General features: G+C 71.0%; 14 protein-coding genes. 10 read left to right on the top strand and 4 right to left on the bottom strand.

From position 1 onward, the window contains the following. Positions 1-127: 127 nt before the first annotated feature. Together H181DRAFT_RS19615 and H181DRAFT_RS19610 are read right to left on the bottom strand one after the other, a co-directional pair. Positions 128-2,836, bottom strand: a complete 2,709-nt coding sequence (locus tag H181DRAFT_RS19615; protein WP_107068808.1) for an MFS transporter — start codon at positions 2,834-2,836, stop codon at positions 128-130. A 300-nt stretch (positions 2,837-3,136) separates the two neighbouring features. Next, the gene (locus H181DRAFT_RS19610) at positions 3,137-3,580 is read right to left on the bottom strand and encodes an SRPBCC family protein (protein WP_045865835.1); all 444 of its coding nucleotides are present in this window, start codon (positions 3,578-3,580) and stop codon (positions 3,137-3,139) included. Positions 3,581-3,771: 191 nt separating this feature from the next. On the opposite strand from H181DRAFT_RS19610, the gene H181DRAFT_RS19605 reads away from it, so the two are divergent. Both H181DRAFT_RS19605 and H181DRAFT_RS19600 read left to right on the top strand, forming a co-directional pair. Next, positions 3,772-4,809, top strand: a complete 1,038-nt coding sequence (locus H181DRAFT_RS19605; RefSeq protein ID WP_045865834.1) for an Rv2578c family radical SAM protein — start codon at positions 3,772-3,774, stop codon at positions 4,807-4,809. Between the two features lie 66 nt (positions 4,810-4,875). Further along, on the top strand, positions 4,876-5,283 hold the full coding sequence (locus H181DRAFT_RS19600) for a RidA family protein (protein WP_045865833.1): 408 nt from the start codon (positions 4,876-4,878) through the stop codon (positions 5,281-5,283). Between the two features lie 38 nt (positions 5,284-5,321). Here the strand turns inward: H181DRAFT_RS19600 and H181DRAFT_RS19595 are convergent, their stop codons facing one another. Further along, the gene (locus tag H181DRAFT_RS19595; RefSeq protein ID WP_045865832.1) at positions 5,322-5,831 is read right to left on the bottom strand and encodes a pyridoxamine 5'-phosphate oxidase family protein; all 510 of its coding nucleotides are present in this window, start codon (positions 5,829-5,831) and stop codon (positions 5,322-5,324) included. 344 nt (positions 5,832-6,175) lie between these two features. Here H181DRAFT_RS19595 and H181DRAFT_RS29215 point away from each other — a divergent pair, with 344 nt between their 5' ends. Further along, on the top strand, positions 6,176-6,427 hold the full coding sequence (locus tag H181DRAFT_RS29215) for a GNAT family N-acetyltransferase (protein ID WP_052708651.1): 252 nt from the start codon (positions 6,176-6,178) through the stop codon (positions 6,425-6,427). On the opposite strand, the gene H181DRAFT_RS19585 is transcribed toward H181DRAFT_RS29215, so the two are convergent. Continuing rightward, entirely contained in the window at positions 6,411-7,037 is a 627-nt protein-coding gene (locus H181DRAFT_RS19585; RefSeq protein ID WP_045865831.1) for a HEAT repeat domain-containing protein, read from the bottom strand. The two genes, H181DRAFT_RS29215 and H181DRAFT_RS19585, sit on opposite strands and share 17 nt — an antisense overlap. 406 nt (positions 7,038-7,443) lie before the next feature. Between H181DRAFT_RS19585 and H181DRAFT_RS19580 the strand changes: the two genes are divergently transcribed. The 7 genes from H181DRAFT_RS19580 (at position 7,444) to H181DRAFT_RS19550 (ending at position 16,848) form a co-directional block, all read left to right on the top strand. Further along, positions 7,444-9,228 carry a 3-hydroxyacyl-CoA dehydrogenase family protein gene (locus H181DRAFT_RS19580; protein WP_045865830.1) on the top strand — a complete coding sequence of 595 codons (1,785 nt, stop codon included), beginning with the start codon at positions 7,444-7,446 and terminating at the stop codon, positions 9,226-9,228. A 127-nt stretch (positions 9,229-9,355) separates the two neighbouring features. After that, the gene (locus tag H181DRAFT_RS19575) at positions 9,356-10,165 is read left to right on the top strand and encodes a TetR family transcriptional regulator (RefSeq protein WP_199810835.1); all 810 of its coding nucleotides are present in this window, start codon (positions 9,356-9,358) and stop codon (positions 10,163-10,165) included. Between the two features lie 492 nt (positions 10,166-10,657). After that, positions 10,658-12,034, top strand: a complete 1,377-nt coding sequence (gene ccrA, locus H181DRAFT_RS19570; protein WP_045865829.1) for a crotonyl-CoA carboxylase/reductase — start codon at positions 10,658-10,660, stop codon at positions 12,032-12,034. 87 nt (positions 12,035-12,121) lie between these two features. Beyond that, the gene (locus H181DRAFT_RS19565; RefSeq protein WP_045865893.1) at positions 12,122-14,119 is read left to right on the top strand and encodes a protein meaA; all 1,998 of its coding nucleotides are present in this window, start codon (positions 12,122-12,124) and stop codon (positions 14,117-14,119) included. Further along, positions 14,116-15,099, top strand: coding sequence for an HpcH/HpaI aldolase/citrate lyase family protein (locus H181DRAFT_RS19560; protein ID WP_045865828.1), 984 nt, complete (start codon positions 14,116-14,118; stop codon positions 15,097-15,099). The genes H181DRAFT_RS19565 and H181DRAFT_RS19560 overlap by 4 nt, the downstream gene beginning before the upstream one ends. Before the next feature lie 5 nt (positions 15,100-15,104). Beyond that, positions 15,105-15,629: a MaoC family dehydratase gene (locus tag H181DRAFT_RS19555; protein WP_045865827.1), complete on the top strand. Its 525-nt coding sequence runs from the start codon at positions 15,105-15,107 to the stop codon at positions 15,627-15,629. Position 15,630: 1 nt separating this feature from the next. Next, complete coding sequence (locus tag H181DRAFT_RS19550) at positions 15,631-16,848, top strand: acyl-CoA dehydrogenase family protein (protein ID WP_045865826.1); 1,218 nt, start codon at positions 15,631-15,633, stop codon at positions 16,846-16,848. Positions 16,849-16,981: the final 133 nt, after the last annotated feature.

Here is a 16,981-nt window from a genome sequence, read left to right as displayed (position 1 = left end):
GGCACGCCCGGCGCCGGCACCTCGCGACACGCCAGCGGGCGGGTTTCGCGGCCCGCGCGGGCAGCGGGCAACCCCTGGCGCCCCCGCTCGAGTTGCGGGCGGGCGGTTCCGTGCCGCCCGCCTCCGGTCAGTCCTCGTGGCCCAGCAGCACGTCCCGCTCCGCGCTCTCTCCGCCGGCCACCTTGAGGACCGTCGCGACAGGCGGGTAGCCGGACGCGATGACGGTGTACTCGCCCGGCGTGAGGCCCACGAAGCGGAAGGACCCGTCGATGCCCGTGGTGACGGTCTCGACGACGTGGCCCGCCCCGTCCAGGAGCGTCACCCTGGCGTCCTCCACCGGCCTGCCGCCGCCCGCCCGGACAGTGCCCCGCAGCACGGCGCCGCCCGCGAGTTCGATGTCCAGGCGGGTCTCGCGTCCCGCCTGGACGGAGACGGGGAGCGCGGCCGGGCGGCAGGCCGGTGAACTCGCGGCCAGGGTGTACTCGCCCGCGACGAGCTCGTCGACGACGTAGCCGCCGTCCCGCCCGCTGCGGGCGGCGGCGACGACCTCGCCGCGCACGTCGGTCAGCGTCACGGCGGCGTCCGGAACGGGCAGCCCGTCGGCGGTGAGCACACTGCCCGTCAGGCGCCCGGTGCCCCCCAGCACGATGTCGAGCTCGACCGGCCGCTCCCCCACGGTGACGCCGACCGCCTGCGGCTGGTGCCCTCCCCTGGCCGCGATCAGCACGTAGGAGCCGTTCCCCGGGGTGCTCAGCACGTACCGTCCGTCCTCTCCTGTGGCGCCCCGGCCGACCTGCTTGCCGCCGTTGTCGATGAGGGTGAGTGCGGCACGCGGCACGCCGGTGCCGTCGTGGTGCCGGACACTGCCGCACACCGCGACGGCTCCGGAGGCACCCGCGTGGGCCTCGGCGGCGCCCGCGCGGTGGAACCCGTCGCGGCCGAAGGCCGGGTCCGTGCCGAGAGGGGCGGGGCCGAGGGGGTCCGCGCCGAGGGGGGCGGTCTGGCCGAAGGCCGTGCTCCCGGCGTGGGTGCTGCCTGCTTCGTTGCGCGCCTCGGGCACGGGAGCGTTCTCGGACACCAGCGGTTTCTCCTTGAGGAAGAAGGTCAGGATCAGCCCGAGGACGAGCACCGGGACGAGGTAGAGGAAGATCCGCGGCATGGCGTCGGCGTAGGCCTGCACGTACGCGTCCCGCAAAGGGGCCGGCATCGCGTGCACCGCCTGCGGAGTGAGGGACTCCGCGTCGGGCGGGACATGAGCGCCGCCCCGCGGCACTTCTCTGGCCAGGGAGTCCGTGAGCCGCTCGATGAACAGGGTGCCGAAGACGGCCGCTCCGACACTCCCGCCGATCTGCCGGAAGTAGTTGCTGGCGCTCGTCGCGGCGCCGAGGTCCCGCGGCGGGACGGAGTTCTGGACGGCCAGGACGAGCACCGGCAGCACCAGCCCGATCCCCAGTCCGAGTACGGCCATCCAGATGCTGTACGACAGCCGGTCCGTGCCGGCCTCCAGCAGGGACAGCAGCCACATCCCCACGGCGGACAGCGCGCAGCCCAGGACCGGGAAGACCTTGTAGCGCCCCGTTCGGGAGATGAGCTGGCCCGAGACCGTCGAGGAGAGCACGAGGCCGCCCATCATGGGCAGCATCAGCAGACCCGACTCCGTCGCCGTCACGCCGTCGACCATCTGCAGGAAGCCGGGCAGGTAGCTCGCGGCCCCGAACAGCGCGATGCCCACGGCCACCCCGACGAGGCCCGTGACGTTGAAGACCGAGTCCTTGAACAGCCGCAGCGGCAGCACGGGTTCGGGGACCAGCCGTTCGACGACGAGGAAGAGCGCGGCGCTGAGCAACGCCCCGGCGCCCAGCGCGAGAATCACGCGGTCGTCCCAGGCGTACTCCGTGCCGCCCCAGCTCGTCAGCAGGACGAGGCAGGTGGAGAACGCACCGAGCAGCACAGTGCCCACCACGTCCAGGCGGGGCCGGGCGGCGGGGCGCGGCAGCTTCAGCACGAACGCCGTGACGAGCAGGGTGAGCAGGCCGAAGGGGACGTTGACATAGAAGCACCACCGCCACGACAGCTCGTCGGTGAACCAGCCCCCGAGCAGCGGACCGGCCACGGAGGCGAGTCCGAAGGCGGCACCGATGAGGCCCATGTACCGGCCCCGCTCGCGGGGCGGCACGACGTCCGCGATGATCGCCTGCACGCCGATCATGAGGCCGCCCGCGCCGACGCCCTGGAGGGCGCGGTACGCGATGAGTTCCGTCATCGTCCGCGACCATCCCGCGAGCGCGGAGCCGGCGACGAAGACGACGATGGCGAAGAGGAAGACGCTCTTGCGGCCGAAGAGGTCCCCGAGCTTGCCGTAGACGGGCAGGCCGACCGTGGAGGCCAGCAGGTAGGACGTCACCGCCCACGACATGCGGTCCAGGCCGTGCAGATCTCCGACGATCTCGGGCAACGCCGTGGCCACGATGGTCTGTTCGAGCGCGGCCATCAGCAGGGCGAGCATGAGGGCGACGAAGACGAGCCGCACGCGGCGGGGGCTGAGCGGGACGGCGCCGCCCTCGCCGGGCCCTTCCTCCTCCGGCGTCCTCCCGGCGTGCCCGCCCGCACCGGGCCCGTCCCCGGCAGGTCCGTCCGGCGCGTCGGACCGCGGCGCCGGCCGGGGCCCCGCCCCGGTGCGGCCGGGTGCCGGGGCGCTCGCCGAGGTGGAAGGCGTACGGGCCGCCGCCGGGGCGCCGCCGGAAGCAACGCCGCCGGCAGGAGGGCCGTACTCCGGCAGCTCCAGGCCGACTTCGACGACGGCGGGGCTCTGCTCATCTCTGTGACCCAGAGCCATGCCGCCCATTGCGCTCCCCTGTCGTGCTCACTGTCCTCGGGGAGTATTTCTCGCATTACGCGACAAGAGCGAGCAAGCCGGACAGAGGGCCCCGGGAGCTGCGGCCGCGGCCCCAACTCCGTTGCCCGGGGCGCCGGTCGCCGCGCTCAGCTGCGGCTTTGGCGCGGGGGCGCACGCGGATCATCACGCACCGCCCTACTGCGGAAACCACCCGAACCGGTGAGCACGGCAGCCCGTCCCGCACCCCCGCCGGGGGGGGTGGGGGCAGCGCCGCCCGCACCCCCGCCCCGCGCCTCGGCTCTACTTCTCCAGCTCGGCGGCGAGCTTCGCGAGCATCTCGTCGTAGATGCGCGCCAGCCCCTTCGGCGCGAACGTCCGCTCGAAGAAGCCCCCGACGCCACCGGCCCCCTGCCACTCGGTGCGCACGGACACGCGCGCGGAACTGGCGCCGGCCGGGGCGACGCTCCACGTGGTGACCATCGTGGAGTTGCGGTCGCGCTCCACGAGTTCGCTCTCGGACGGCTCGCTCACCTCCATCAGGCAGTCGCGCACCCGCTTGCTCGTCGCCTGCAGCTTCCAGTGCACGAGGGTGCCCGCACCGTCACCGCCCTCCCGCACCTCGTACTCGCTGAAGTGGGCGGGCAGCAGCTTCGGCCGGGTCGCGCTGTAGTCGGCGAGCGCGTCGAAGACCGCGTCGGGCTTCGCCGCGATCTCCCGCTGAGTGGTCGAGACGACCTGCGCCATGAACTCCTCCTGCTGTCGGCATCCGGATGCGGCGGGGCGGCGCCTTCCTGCTGCGTCCGCCTCCTGCCGCGGCATCCCCCGGCGTCAGCCAACCACCCGGCCGCTCCCCGCCCAAATCGGCTTGACAGAGCGATGGGGAACAGATGTTCTATTCTAGGTACGGACAGCAAGGCGGCACGCGAGGAGGGTCCATGCGCTGGGAGAACCTGAGCGGCGACGGGTCGGCGGCGGAGTCTCCCGCCCTCTTCGGCACCGACGTGGTCACGAGGCAGTTCGACACCCCTGAGTTCCGGGGCATCACCTTCCACGAGGTGCGCGCCCGCTCAATCGTCAACCGGGTGCCCGGGGCGTCGCGCATGCCGTTCGAATGGACCGTCAACCCGTACCGGGGCTGCTCGCACGCGTGCGTGTACTGCTTCGCACGCGGAACCCACCGGTACCTCGACCTCGACACCGGGGCAGGCTTCGACTCGCAGATCGTCGTGAAGGTCAACGCCCCGGACCTGCTCCGCCGCGAACTGGGCGCACCCCGCTGGCAGGGCGAGCACATCGCGATGGGCACCAACGTCGACTGCTACCAGCGCGCCGAGGGCCGCTACCGCCTGATGCCGGGGATCATCACCGCGCTGCGCGACTACGCCAACCCCTTCTCCATCCTCACCAAGGGCACGCTCATCCTCCGCGACCTCGACCTGCTGCGCTCGGCCGCCGCCGTCACGGACGTGGGGATCTCGGTCTCCGTCGGCTTCACCGACGAGGAGCTGTGGCGCACCGTCGAACCCGGGACCCCCGCCCCGGACCGCCGTCTCGACGTCGTGCGCACGCTCAGCGGGCAGGGCATCCCGTGCGGCGTCCTGATGGCTCCCGTCATCCCCTTCCTCGGGGACTCCCCGGCCCAACTCCGCACCACTGTCCGCGCGATAGCCGCCGCGGGCGCCACCTCCGTGACCCCGCTCGCCCTGCACCTGCGCCCGGGCGCGCGGGAGTGGTACATGAGCTGGCTCGCCCGGCACCACCCGCACCTCGTCCGCCACTACGAGGCGCTGTACGAGAACAGCGCCTACGCGCCGAAGTGGTACCAGCGCCGCATCACCCGCCAGGTGCACGAACTGGCCGCGGAGTACGGCATCGGCCCCAGCGCACCCGGCAGGCACCGCCGCGTCGAGGTCCACCCCGACCGGGAACCGGAGCCCGAGCCGCCGGAGTGCACCCAGTTGACGCTGCTGTGAAAACCGGACCACAGGAACTTCACAAAGCGGTGGCGCCGACGATCTTTATGAACCAGCATCCGCGTCATGCCCGAACTCACGCACATCAAGACCCCGGCCGGCATCGCACCTGCGTACGGCTACAGCCACGTCGTCTGGGGGGAGGGCCGCTTCGTCGCCGTCTCCGGACAGCTCTCGCTCGATGAGAACGGCGAGGTCGTCGGGCTCAACGACCCGATGGCACAGGCCCGGCAGGTCTTCGCGAACGTACGCCGCTGCCTCAACGAGGCCGGCGCCACCTTCGACGACGTCGTGAAGTTCACCTTCTTCGTCACCGACATGCGCGTCATGCCCGCCGTACGGGAGGCGCGCGACGCCTGCATCAACCCCGACAGGCCGCCCGCCTGCACCGCCGTGCAGGTCTACTCGCTCGTGCACCCCGAGCTCTACCTGGAGGTCGAGGCGTTCGCGATCACGCCGACGTGGCGGCTGTGACCGGACGCCTCGTACCGGTCACAGCCGCCACGTACGGCTCAGGCGTCCTCGTACAGGGTGCTGTCCTCGTCCCTCCGCCGGACCGTGCGCAGCCGCCTCCCCGGGTGCCAGACCTCGAAGATGATGTACGGGTCCTCCACATGGATGCGCACGGCCTCCGCCACCTCCGCGCGGAAGAGGTGGAAGCGCCCGGGTGTGCCGCCCTCGGGCGACCCGGCCGCGTAACGTGCCAGCCCGCCCGGGTCCGTGACCTCCACGGCGCGGCCGGAGACCCGCACGTCGCCGCCCGCCATGTCGCTGCCCGGGCCGGGATTGGCGTACAGGGAGAAGCGCGGATCGCGGCGCAGATCCCGCGCCTTGAGCGAGCCGTACATCATCCCCAGCCACAGCTCATCGGTGCGGAAGTCCCCCTCCAGGCCCGTCAGCCTCGGCGATCCGTCGGCGCGGAGCGTCGCGAGGACGTGGTGGCGGAAGCGTCCGAAGCGTTCCCGGACGGCGTCGGCGAATTCGGGTTCGGCGGCGTGGAAGTCCGCCCAGCTGAGAGTCATACGCACATCGTCACCTGGAAACACGACACCTTCTGTCCGGATTCCGCCACCGGGCCGATCACCCGCGGTGCCGGCGGGGCGCCGCGGAGAGCCGCCACCGGGAAAAGGGGGGTGAGAGGCGGCCGGGCTGCTGCCCGCCGCGTACCTGTCGTCCATGTCCGTCGCGGAGGACGCGGCGGCACGGCGGCGCATGTTCGCCGCCGCGGACGGCACCGTCGTGAACCTCGTCGCGGAGGCGGAAGACGGCGGCATCGCCGGCTGGGCGGCCCTCGGCCCGTACCGCCCCGAGGGGGCCCCACGCGCGGGGAGGGTCGTCGGACGACGCCGAGCTGTACGCGCTCTACGTGCGCCCCGAGGTCGTCGGCACCGGGGTCGGCCGGCTGCTGGCGGGTGCCTGCCTCGCGCGGGCCGCCGCCTCGGGCGCTGCCCGGATCCTGCTGTGGGTCATCGACGGCAACGCCAGGGCGCGCCGCTTCTACGAACGGGCAGGCTTCACCCGCGACACCTCCGGGGACGCGGAGAGCCTGGACGGCGTGGCGGGGACGCGCGTCACCGTGGTGCGCTACGCCCGGCCGCTGCTCAAGGGTGCGGTCTGACCGAGCGCTTGCGGGCCCGGCGGGGTGTCGCGGGTATCCGGGCCAGGGCCGCCTTCGCCGAGGGGGACAGGCGGTGGTGTTCGGCGGCGGCCCCCAGAACGGCCACCGCGCGCCGGTCGCCGAGCGCGCCGAGCCCCTGGACGCACGCCTCGGCGATCGGCCAGTAGTGCACCGGCCCCATCAGCAGGCGCTGCAGGACGGAGATCAGCGTGGGGACCGACTCAGGGGCGCGTAACGCGGTGAGCAGCCGTACGGCGTGCAGGGCGTATCCGGTGCGCAGTTCGTTCGTCGCGAGCGCCGCCGCGGCGCGGGCTGTCCGGGGGTCGCGCAGGCGCGCCAGGGCGTGGGCGGCGGTGGCGCAGCGCACGGGGTCGCGGTAGTTCAGCATGAAGATCAGCGTCTCGAAGGCACGCCGGTCCCCGGCCGTGCCGAGGGCGAACGCCGCCACCTCCCGCGCCCACAGCGGACGTTGGCTCTCCGCGAGGACGGCTGCGAGTTCGTCGCGCGCCGCCGGTGTGCCCTCCTTCGCGAGCCGTACGAGTCGCTCGTACTCCGCCGGGTCCGCCTCGGCCCGTACGCGATCGGTCAACGAACGGAATGCGTCGCCCACTTCCGCGCTCCCTCCCCCACGTGGTCCGTCCCACAGCCCTGGAAGTGCCATACCCCTGGCGCATTGGTTACCCACGAGTTAAGCTGCTCGTCAGAGCGGCACCCCCGCTCAGGCGGCCTGGTGACGCAGCCGCCGGAGTTCGAGTCGGTTCGGCGGGGGTCCGGGTCCGCGGTGTACGCCGCGGCACTGCCCGGGCAGCACCGCTGAGTACGGAACAGCCCCTGGGACCGGGCTGGTTCCGCCTTCGCTCATCCTCTCATCGCAGCTCTCCCAGCGCGTGCGCCGATGCCGCGCACCGAGCTGAACCGGCCATCAGCTGAACCGGCCGTGCCCGCCGAGGAGTTCACCTGTTCCGGCGGACGGCCGGCCCACCCTCACCGTCAGTCGTCACCCCTGGAGTCCCGTGATGGACCGTCCGCCTCTGCACACCATCGCCGTCGTCGGCCTCGGCACCATGGGCACCGGCATCGCCGACGTGCTCGCCCGTTCCGGCCGTGAGGTCGTCGGCATCGACATCAGCGACGCCGCCGCCCGGCACGCCGTCGCCTCCTTCGAAGCCTCCACCGCACGCGCCGTGCAGCGCGAGCGCATGACCGAGGACGAACGGCGGGACGCGCTCGCCCGGTTCCGCACCTTCTCCGACCTGCGTGCCGCCGCCGAGGCGGACCTGGTCATCGAGGTGGTGCCCGAGGACTACGACACCAAGTGCCAGGTCTTCGCCGCCCTCGACACCGTCGTGAAGCCGGACACGATCCTCGCGACCGGGACCAACGCCCTGTCCGTCACACGGCTCGCGGCCGACTCCGACCGGCCCGAGCGGGTGCTGGGCCTGCACTTCTTCCACCCCGCCAAGAAGATGAAGCTCGTCGAGGTCGTCTCATCGGTGCTCACCTCGCCGGAGGCCGTCACCGCCGTGACCGGGCTGGCCCGCGATCTGGGCAAGGAGCCCGTCGCGGTGGGCGACCGCCCCGGATTCGTGGCCGACGGCCTGCTGTTCGGCTACCTCAACCAGGCGGCCGCGATGTACGAGTCCTGCTACGCGAGCCGGGAGGACATCGACGACGCGATGCGCCTCGGCTGCGGCCTCCCCATGGGCCCGCTGGCGCTGCTCGACCTCATCGGCATCGACACGGCACGCACCGTCCTGGACGCGATGTACGCCGACTCCCACGACCGCCTGCACGCCCCCGCCCCCATCCTGCGCCAGCTCAGCGACGCGGGGCTGACCGGCCAGAAGGCGGGCCGCGGCTTCTACACCTACGAGGCGCCGGGCTCGTCGGTCACCCTCGCCGACGCCGAGACGCCGGACGCCGACGCAGGGCCGGAGCAGGGGCGCCCCGTCTCCTCGGTGGGCGTCGCGGGCTCCGGCACCATGGCGAGCGGCATCGCCGAGGTGTTCGCCAAGGCCGGCTACGAGACGGTCCTCGCGGCGCGCGGCGAGGAGAAGGCGCAGAGCGCGAAGGCCCGCATCGCGGCCTCCTTCGACCGTGCGGTGAAGAAGGGCCGGATGACCGAGGAGGCGCGGGACGCAGCCCTCGCACGTATCACTCCGGCCGGCTCTCTGGACGCGCTGTCCGGCGTCGACCTGGCGGTCGAGGCGGTGGCCGAGGACCTGGAGGTCAAGCGGCGGCTCTTCGCGTCCCTGGACGGCGTCTGCAAGCCGGGCGCCGTGCTGGCCACGACCACGTCCTCCCTGCCCGTGGTGGCCTGCGCACGCGCCACCTCGCGCCCCGAGGACGTCATCGGCATGCACTTCTTCAATCCCGCGCCCGCGATGAAGCTCGTCGAGGTCGTCCGCACGGTCCTCACCGGGGACGAGGCGCACGCCACCGTGCGCGCGGTGGCCCGGGCAGTGCGCAAGCACCCCGTGGACTGCGGCGACCGCGCCGGATTCATCGTCAACGCCCTGCTCTTCCCGTACCTGAACAACGCGGTGAAGATGGTCGAGCAGCACTACGCCTCGCTCGACGACATCGACGCCGCGATGCGGCTGGGCGGCGGCTACCCCATGGGGCCCTTCGAACTGCTCGACGTGGTCGGGCTCGACGTCTCCCTCGCCATCGAGCAGGTGCTGCACCGGGAGTTCCGCGATCCGGGCCTGGCGCCGGCGCCGCTGCTGGAACACCTGGTGGCCGCGGGGTGCCTGGGCCGCAAGACGGGACGTGGCTTCCGCGAATACGCGCGGCGGTGAGAACCCCCGTGGACAGGGCACCGGTGGAGCGGAAGCGCCGGTGAGGCAGAGCGAGGGGTGGGGCGGGCTGCTGGAGCCTTCCGGCAGCCCGCCCCCCGAGTCCGTCACGGCGTGTAACGTTCCCCACATGTCAGACTCGGCCAAGCCTTCCCGTTCGCACACCGCGTCCTCCCAGCGCCTCAGGATGCGCCGCGAGTTGGCGGCCGCGGCGATGGAACTCTTCGCGACGAAGGGGTACGAGGCCACCACGGTCGACGAGATCGCCGCCACGGCGGGCGTCGCCAGGCGCACCTTCTTCCGGCACTTCCGGGCCAAGGAAGAGGCGATCTTCCCCGACCACGACGACACCCTCGTCAGGGCCCAGGCCGTGCTGGAGGCCGCGCCGGCGCACGAGAACCCGCTGGACACCGTCTGCCGGGGCATCAAAGAGGTCATGCGGATGTACGCGGCCTCGCCCAAGGGCAGCGTCGAGCGGTACAAGCTCACCCGCGAGGTCCCCGCGCTGCGCGAGCGGGAGATCGCGTCCGTCGCGCGCTACGAGCGGCTGTTCACGCGCTACCTCCTCGGCCACTTCGACGAGGCGGCGCACCGCGACGGCGTGAGCGACTTCGACGAACCGCTGCTCGCGGAGGTCGCCGCGTCCGCGGTCGTCACGGCGCACAACCACGTGCTGCGGCGCTGGCTGCGCAACGGCGGGGTGGGGGACGTCGAGGCGCAGCTGGACCACGCGTTCGCGATCGTGCGGAAGACCTTCGGCACGGGGTTCGGGGCCAACAGGCTGTCCGCGCCGGAGACTTCGGGTCCGGGCGGCCTGGGCTCGAGGAGCGCGGCGGGAGCCGAAACGGTCCGGCAGGACGAGGTCCTGGTCACGGTCGCGCGTACGGACGCCCCTCTCGGCGAGATCATGGACACGATCGAGCGGGCACTGCGCACCTGACTCTCCGGAGCCGTCCACGGCACCGGGCGGCGTTCTGCGGCACTCCTCTCAGATTGGCCTGTTCACACCGGTCCGCGCGTTCCGCCCCAGGCGTTCCGGCCGCCGGCGCGTATGCCGCACCTCCGTCCGGCATGCCCGACTCCCCCCGCGCCGCGGGGAGTTGACCCGGCGGGCCTCCTTCACCCGCCGTTGCCCGCACTCCCTCCGGTGCGCGGGCAGCGACCGCGTGCTCATGCGTGCGGGCACCGGTGACAGATGAGAGGAATTTTTGGCACGCAGTGTCTTGTGTGCTGGCACTGGGTGTCATACCTTGGTGCGAGTCCGGGCGCTGTCCCGACGGCACCACAGCCGTGTGCCCGGACGCCTGCGTCACAGGCGACCCCGCGCTCACCAGCGCTGCCGACAGCAACAAACCCGCCGAACCGACGGCTCTGCCTCAAACCCGACGACCCTCAAGCGTCTCCTTCCTCGCGCTTCGCCGGAGGCAATACCGTGAACAAGATCCTCGACGCGATCCTCGCGTCAGACACAAAGCCCGAAGACTTCGCCGAGCTGCCCCTCCCCGAGTCGTACCGCGGGGTGACCGTCCACAAGGACGAAGCCGGGATGTTCGACGGCCTCTCCTCCCGGGAGAAGGACCCGCGCAAGTCGCTCCACCTCGACGAGGTGCCCGTGCCCGAACTGGGGCCCGGGGAGGCCCTGGTGGCCGTGATGGCGTCCTCCGTCAACTACAACTCGGTGTGGACCTCGCTGTTCGAGCCGATGTCGACGTTCGGGTTCCTGGAGCGCTACGGACGGCTCTCACCGCTGACCAAGCGCCACGACCTGCCGTACCACGTCATCGGCTCCGACCTGTCCGGTGTCGTCCTGCGCACCGGCGCGGGCGTGAACTCCTGGAAGCCCGGCGACGAGGTCGTCGCGCACTGCCTCTCCGTCGAACTGGAATCAGCCGACGGACACGACGACACCATGCTCGACCCCGAACAGCGCATCTGGGGCTTCGAGACCAACTTCGGCGGCCTGGCGGAGATCGCGCTGGTCAAGTCCAACCAGCTCATGCCCAAGCCCGACCACCTCAGCTGGGAGGAGGCCGCCGCCCCCGGCCTGGTCAACTCCACCGCCTACCGGCAGCTCGTCTCCCGCAACGGCGCCGGCATGAAGCAGGGCGACAACGTCCTCATCTGGGGTGCCAGCGGCGGACTGGGCTCCTACGCCACCCAGTTCGCGCTCGCGGGAGGCGCCAACCCCATCTGCGTCGTCTCCAGCGACGCCAAGGCCGACATCTGCCGCCGCATGGGCGCAGAAGCGATCATCGACCGCAACGCCGAGGACTACCGCTTCTGGAAGGACGAGCACCACCAGGACCCGCGGGAGTGGAAGCGCTTCGGAAAGCGCATCCGCGAACTCACCGGCGGCGAGGACGTCGACATCGTCTTCGAACACCCCGGCCGCGAGACCTTCGGCGCCAGCGTCTACGTCACCCGCAAGGGCGGCACCATCGTCACCTGCGCCTCCACCTCCGGCTACGAGCACAGCTACGACAACCGGTACCTGTGGATGTCGCTCAAGCGCATCGTCGGCTCCCACTTCGCCAACTACCGCGAAGCGTGGGAGGCCAACCGCCTCATCGCCAAGGGCAAGATCCACCCCACGCTGTCGAAGACGTACAGCCTGGAGGAGACCGGCCAGGCCGCGTACGACGTGCACCGCAACCTCCACCAGGGCAAGGTCGGCGTCCTCGCGCTGGCCCCCGAAGAGGGACTCGGCGTCCGCGACGAGGCGAAACGCGCCAAGCACCTCGACGCCATCAACCTCTTCCGGGACGCCGAAGCGGGGCAGGGCCACCGCACCACCGGCAAGGCGGCGTGACCCGTCATGACGAACGCAGGGGAACGCGCCGCACCCGCCGCGCCCGCGGGGCGCGGCGGGCCCGGCAGGAAGGACCGGCCGTGGCTCATGCGCACCTATGCCGGGCACTCCACCGCTGAGGCGTCCAACGAGCTGTACCGGCGCAACCTCGCGAAGGGCCAGACGGGCCTCTCCGTCGCCTTCGACCTGCCCACGCAGACCGGCTACGACCCCGACCACGTGCTGGCACGCGGCGAGGTCGGCCGCGTCGGCGTGCCGGTCTCCCATGTCGGCGACATGCGGCGGCTGTTCGAGGACATCCCGCTGGAGCAGATGAACACGTCCATGACGATCAACGCCACGGCCATGTGGCTGCTGGCGCTCTACCAGGTCGTCGCGGAGGAGCACGGCGCGGACGTCTCCAAGCTCCAGGGGACGACGCAGAACGACATCGTCAAGGAGTACCTCTCGCGGGGCACGCACGTCTTCCCGCCGGGGCCCTCGCTCCGGCTCACGACGGACATGATCGCCTACACGGTGAACCACATCCCCAAGTGGAACCCGATCAACATCTGCAGCTACCACCTTCAGGAGGCCGGGGCCACGCCCGTCCAGGAGATCGCGTACGCCATGAGCACGGCCGTGGCCGTGCTGGACGCCGTGCGCGACTCAGGGCAGGTGCCGCCCGAACGGATGGGCGATGTCGTCGCACGGATCTCGTTCTTCGTCAACGCGGGCGTCCGCTTCGTCGAGGAGATGTGCAAGATGCGCGCCTTCACGCGCCTCTGGGACCGCGTCACCCGGGAGCGGTACGGGATCGAGAACCCCCGGCAGCGCCGGTTCCGCTACGGCGTACAGGTCAACTCCCTCGGTCTGACCGAGGCCCAGCCGGAGAACAACGTCCAGCGCATCGTGCTGGAGATGCTCGCGGTGACCCTCTCCAAGGACGCCCGCGCCCGTGCCGTGCAACTGCCCGCCTGGAACGAGGCCCTGGGCCTGCCCCGGCCGTGGGACCAGCAGTGGTCGCTGCGCATCCAGCAGGTACTGGCCCTGGAGAGCGACCTGCTGGAGTACGACGACATCTTCGCGGGCTCGTCCGTCATCGAGGGGAAGGTCGCGGAGCTGGTCGAGGCGTCCCTCGCCGAGATGGAGAACATCGAGCGGCTGGGCGGCGCGATGGCCGCGGTCGAATCGGGCTACCTGAAGTCGCAGCTGGTCTCCTCGCACGCCGAGCGCCGCGGGCGCATCGAGTCCGGCGAGGAGAAGATCGTCGGCGTCAACTGCTACGAGTCGACCGAGCCGAACCCCCTCACCGCCGACCTGGACACCGCCGTCCAGACGGTCGACCCGGCCACGGAGGCCCAGGTCACCGAAGCCGTCAGGCACTGGCGCAAGGTCCGCGACGCGAGGCGGTGCCCGCCCGGCGAGTCCGCCGCCGACGCGCTGCGGCGGCTCAAGGACGCCGCGGCCGGCGACGCCAACCTCATGGAGGCCACGCTGGAGTGCGCCCGCGCCGGTGTCACCACCGGCGAATGGGCGGGTGCGCTCCGCGAGGTCTTCGGCGAGTTCCGTGCGCCGACGGGCGTGAGCAGCGCCCCCGTGGCGGTGCCGTCCGAGGAGGGCTCCGCCCTCGCGGACGTGCGGCGCCGCGTGGAGCACACGGCTCGCGAACTGGGCGCCGGAAAGCTCCGGTTGCTGGTCGGCAAGCCCGGCCTGGACGGGCACAGCAACGGTGCCGAGCAGATCGCCGTGCGGGCCCGCGACGCGGGCTTCGAGGTGATCTACCAGGGCATCAGGCTCACTCCGGAGCAGATCTCGGCGGCGGCCGTCGCCGAGGACGTCCACTGCGTCGGCCTGTCCATCCTCTCCGGCTCGCACGCCGAACTCGTACCGGACGTGCTGGAGCGCCTGCGCGACGCGGGCGCGCACGACGTCCCCGTCATCGTCGGCGGCATCATCCCCTCCGCCGACGCGGCAGACCTGCGCGCGGCCGGAGTCGCCGCGGTCTTCACCCCGAAGGACTTCGGGATCACGGAGATCATCGGCCGTATCGTCAACGAAATCCGCACAGCGAACAAGCTCGACCCCCTGGAGGTCCCCGCATGACAGCCCCGTCGCCGGACGCCACCCCGGCTTCCCGCCTCCGCCCGCGGCGCTCCTGTCTCGCCGTGCCCGGGAGCAACCCCCGCTTCCTGGAGAAGGCGCAGGGCCTTCCGGCCGACCAGGTCTTCCTCGACCTGGAGGACGCCTGCGCCCCGCTGGCCAAGGAGGGGGCGCGGCACACGATCGTGAAGTTCCTCAACGAGGGCGACTGGAGCGGCAAGACCCGCGTCGTGCGCGTCAACGACTGGACGACGCACTGGACCTACCGCGACGTCATCACGGTCGTGGAGGGCGCCGGCCACAACCTCGACTGCATCATGCTGCCGAAGGTCCAGGACGCCCAGCAGGTGCACGCCCTGGACATGCTGCTCACGCAGATCGAGACGACGATGGGCTTCGAGGTCGGCCGCATCGGCATCGAGGCGCAGATCGAGAACGCCAAGGGCCTGGTGAACGTCGACGAGATCGCGGCCGCCTCGCCGCGCATGGAGACGATCGTCTTCGGCCCGGCCGACTTCATGGCCTCGATCAACATGAAGTCCCTTGTCGTGGGCGAGCAGCCGCCCGGCTACCCCGCCGACGCGTACCACTACATCCTCATGCGCATCCTCATGGCCGCCCGGACCCACGACCTCCAGGCGATCGACGGCCCCTACCTGATGATCAAGAACCTGGACGGCTTCCGCGAGGTGGCCGGCCGTGCCGCGGCCATCGGCTTCGACGGCAAGTGGGTGCTGCACCCGAGCCAGGTCGAGGCGTCCAACGAGATCTTCTCCCCCTCGCAGGACGACTACGACCACGCGGAGATGATCCTCGACGCCTACGAGTACTTCACGTCCGAGAAGGGCGGCAAGAAGGGCTCCGCCATGCTCGGCGACGAGATGATCGACGAGGCGAGCCGGAAGATGGCGCTCGTCATCGCGGGCAAGGGGCGTGCCGCGGGCATGGCGCGCACGAAGTCCTTCGAAGCCCCGGAGGCGTGAGCGGGATGCAGTTCGGCCGCACCTACGAAGAGTTCACCGTCGGGGACGTCTACAAGCACTGGCCGGGCAAGACGGTCACCGAGTACGACGACCACCTGTTCTGCCTGCTCACCATGAACCACCACCCGCTCCACATGGACTCCAACTACGCGGAGAGCACGACCGACTTCGGCCGGAACGTGGTGGTGGGCAACTACGTCTACTCGCTGCTCCTGGGCATGTCCGTTCCGGACGTCTCCGGGAAGGCCATCGCCAACCTGGAGGTCTCGTCGCTCAAGCACGTCGCGCCGACCTTCCACGGCGACACGGTCTACGGGGAGACGACCGTCCTCGACAAGACCCCCTCGAAGTCCAAGAGCGACCGCGGGGTCGTCCACGTCGAGACCAAGGGCTACAACCAGGACGGCACGCTCGTGTGCGTCTTCCGCCGCAAGGTGATGGTCCCCACGGAGGCGTACATCGAGGCACGCGGCGGGGAGCAGCCGGGCCGCCCCGAACTGCGTGAATCCCCGGACAAGGGAGGGAAGTGAGATGGGACGCCTCGCCCAGACCGAAGGTCTCACCGAGATCCAGCAGGAGATACTCGCCACCGTCCGCAGCTTCGTCGACAAGGAGATCCTCCCGGTCGCCACCGAGCTGGAGCACCGGGACGAGTACCCCACGGAGATCGTCGAAGGGCTCAAGGAGCTCGGCCTCTTCGGGCTGATGATCCCCGAGGAGTACGGCGGGCTCGGTGAGTCCCTTCTCACGTACGCGCTGTGCGTCGAGGAGATCGCCCGGGGGTGGATGAGCGTCTCGGGCATCATCAACACCCACTTCATCGTCGCGTACATGCTCAAGCAGCACGGCACCCAGGAGCAGAAGGACCACTTCCTGCCCAGGATGGCCACCGGCGAGGTCCGGGGCGCGTTCTCGATGTCGGAACCGGGCCTCGGCTCCGACGTGGCGGCCATCACCTCCAAGGGCGTGCGCGACGGGGACTCCCCCGACGGCGACTTCGTCCTCAACGGCCAGAAGATGTGGCTGACGAACGGCGGTTCCTCCACGCTCGTCGCCGTGCTGTGCCGTACGGACGAGGACGTCCCCGAGGGCACGGCGCCCCACAAGTCGATGACGACGTTCCTGGTGGAGAAGGAGCCCGGATTCGGCGAGGTCAGGCCCGGTCTCACGATCCCCGGCAAGATCGAGAAGATGGGCTACAAGGGCGTCGACACGACCGAACTCGTCATGCAGGACCTGAGGATCCCCGCGGACCGGGTGCTCGGCGGTACCACCGGCCGCGGCTTCTACCAAATGATGGACGGCGTCGAGGTCGGCCGCGTCAACGTCGCGGCGCGTGGCTGCGGAGTGGCGCAGCGTGCGTTCGAGCTGGGCATCGGCTACGCACAGCAACGGCACACTTTCGGAAAGCCCATCGCGCAGCACCAGGCCATCCAGTTCCGGCTGGCCGAGATGGCCACCAAGGTGGAGGCAGCGCACGCCCTGATGGTCGGCGCGGCCCGCAAGAAGGACGCCGGTGAGCGCAACGACCTCGAGGCCGGAATGGCCAAATACCTCGCCTCGGAGTACTGCAAGGAGGTCGTGGAGGACGCATTTCGCATCCACGGCGGGTACGGTTTCTCGAAGGAGTACGAGATCGAGCGGCTCTACCGCGAGGCGCCGATGCTCTTGATCGGTGAAGGAACTGCCGAGATCCAGAAAATGATCGTAGGCCGCCGCCTGCTGGAGGAGTACCGCTTCCAGGGGTGAATGTCCCTTTTCGGGATGCCTTCCTGCCGCACGGGACGGCATCCCGCACAGGGAATTCGGAGACGGACTGGCGTACTGGCTTGGCCAGTTGCCACCGGTAACCGATACCATCCCGGAAAGCCGCCGTCCCCCT

The sequence above is a fragment of the Streptomyces sp. WMMB 714 genome (assembly GCF_900090125.1).
Classification (GTDB): Bacteria; Actinomycetota; Actinomycetes; order Streptomycetales; family Streptomycetaceae; genus Streptomyces; species Streptomyces daqingensis.
Note: the sequence above shows the minus strand (reverse complement) of the source record. Positions and strands in the feature narration are given on the sequence as shown.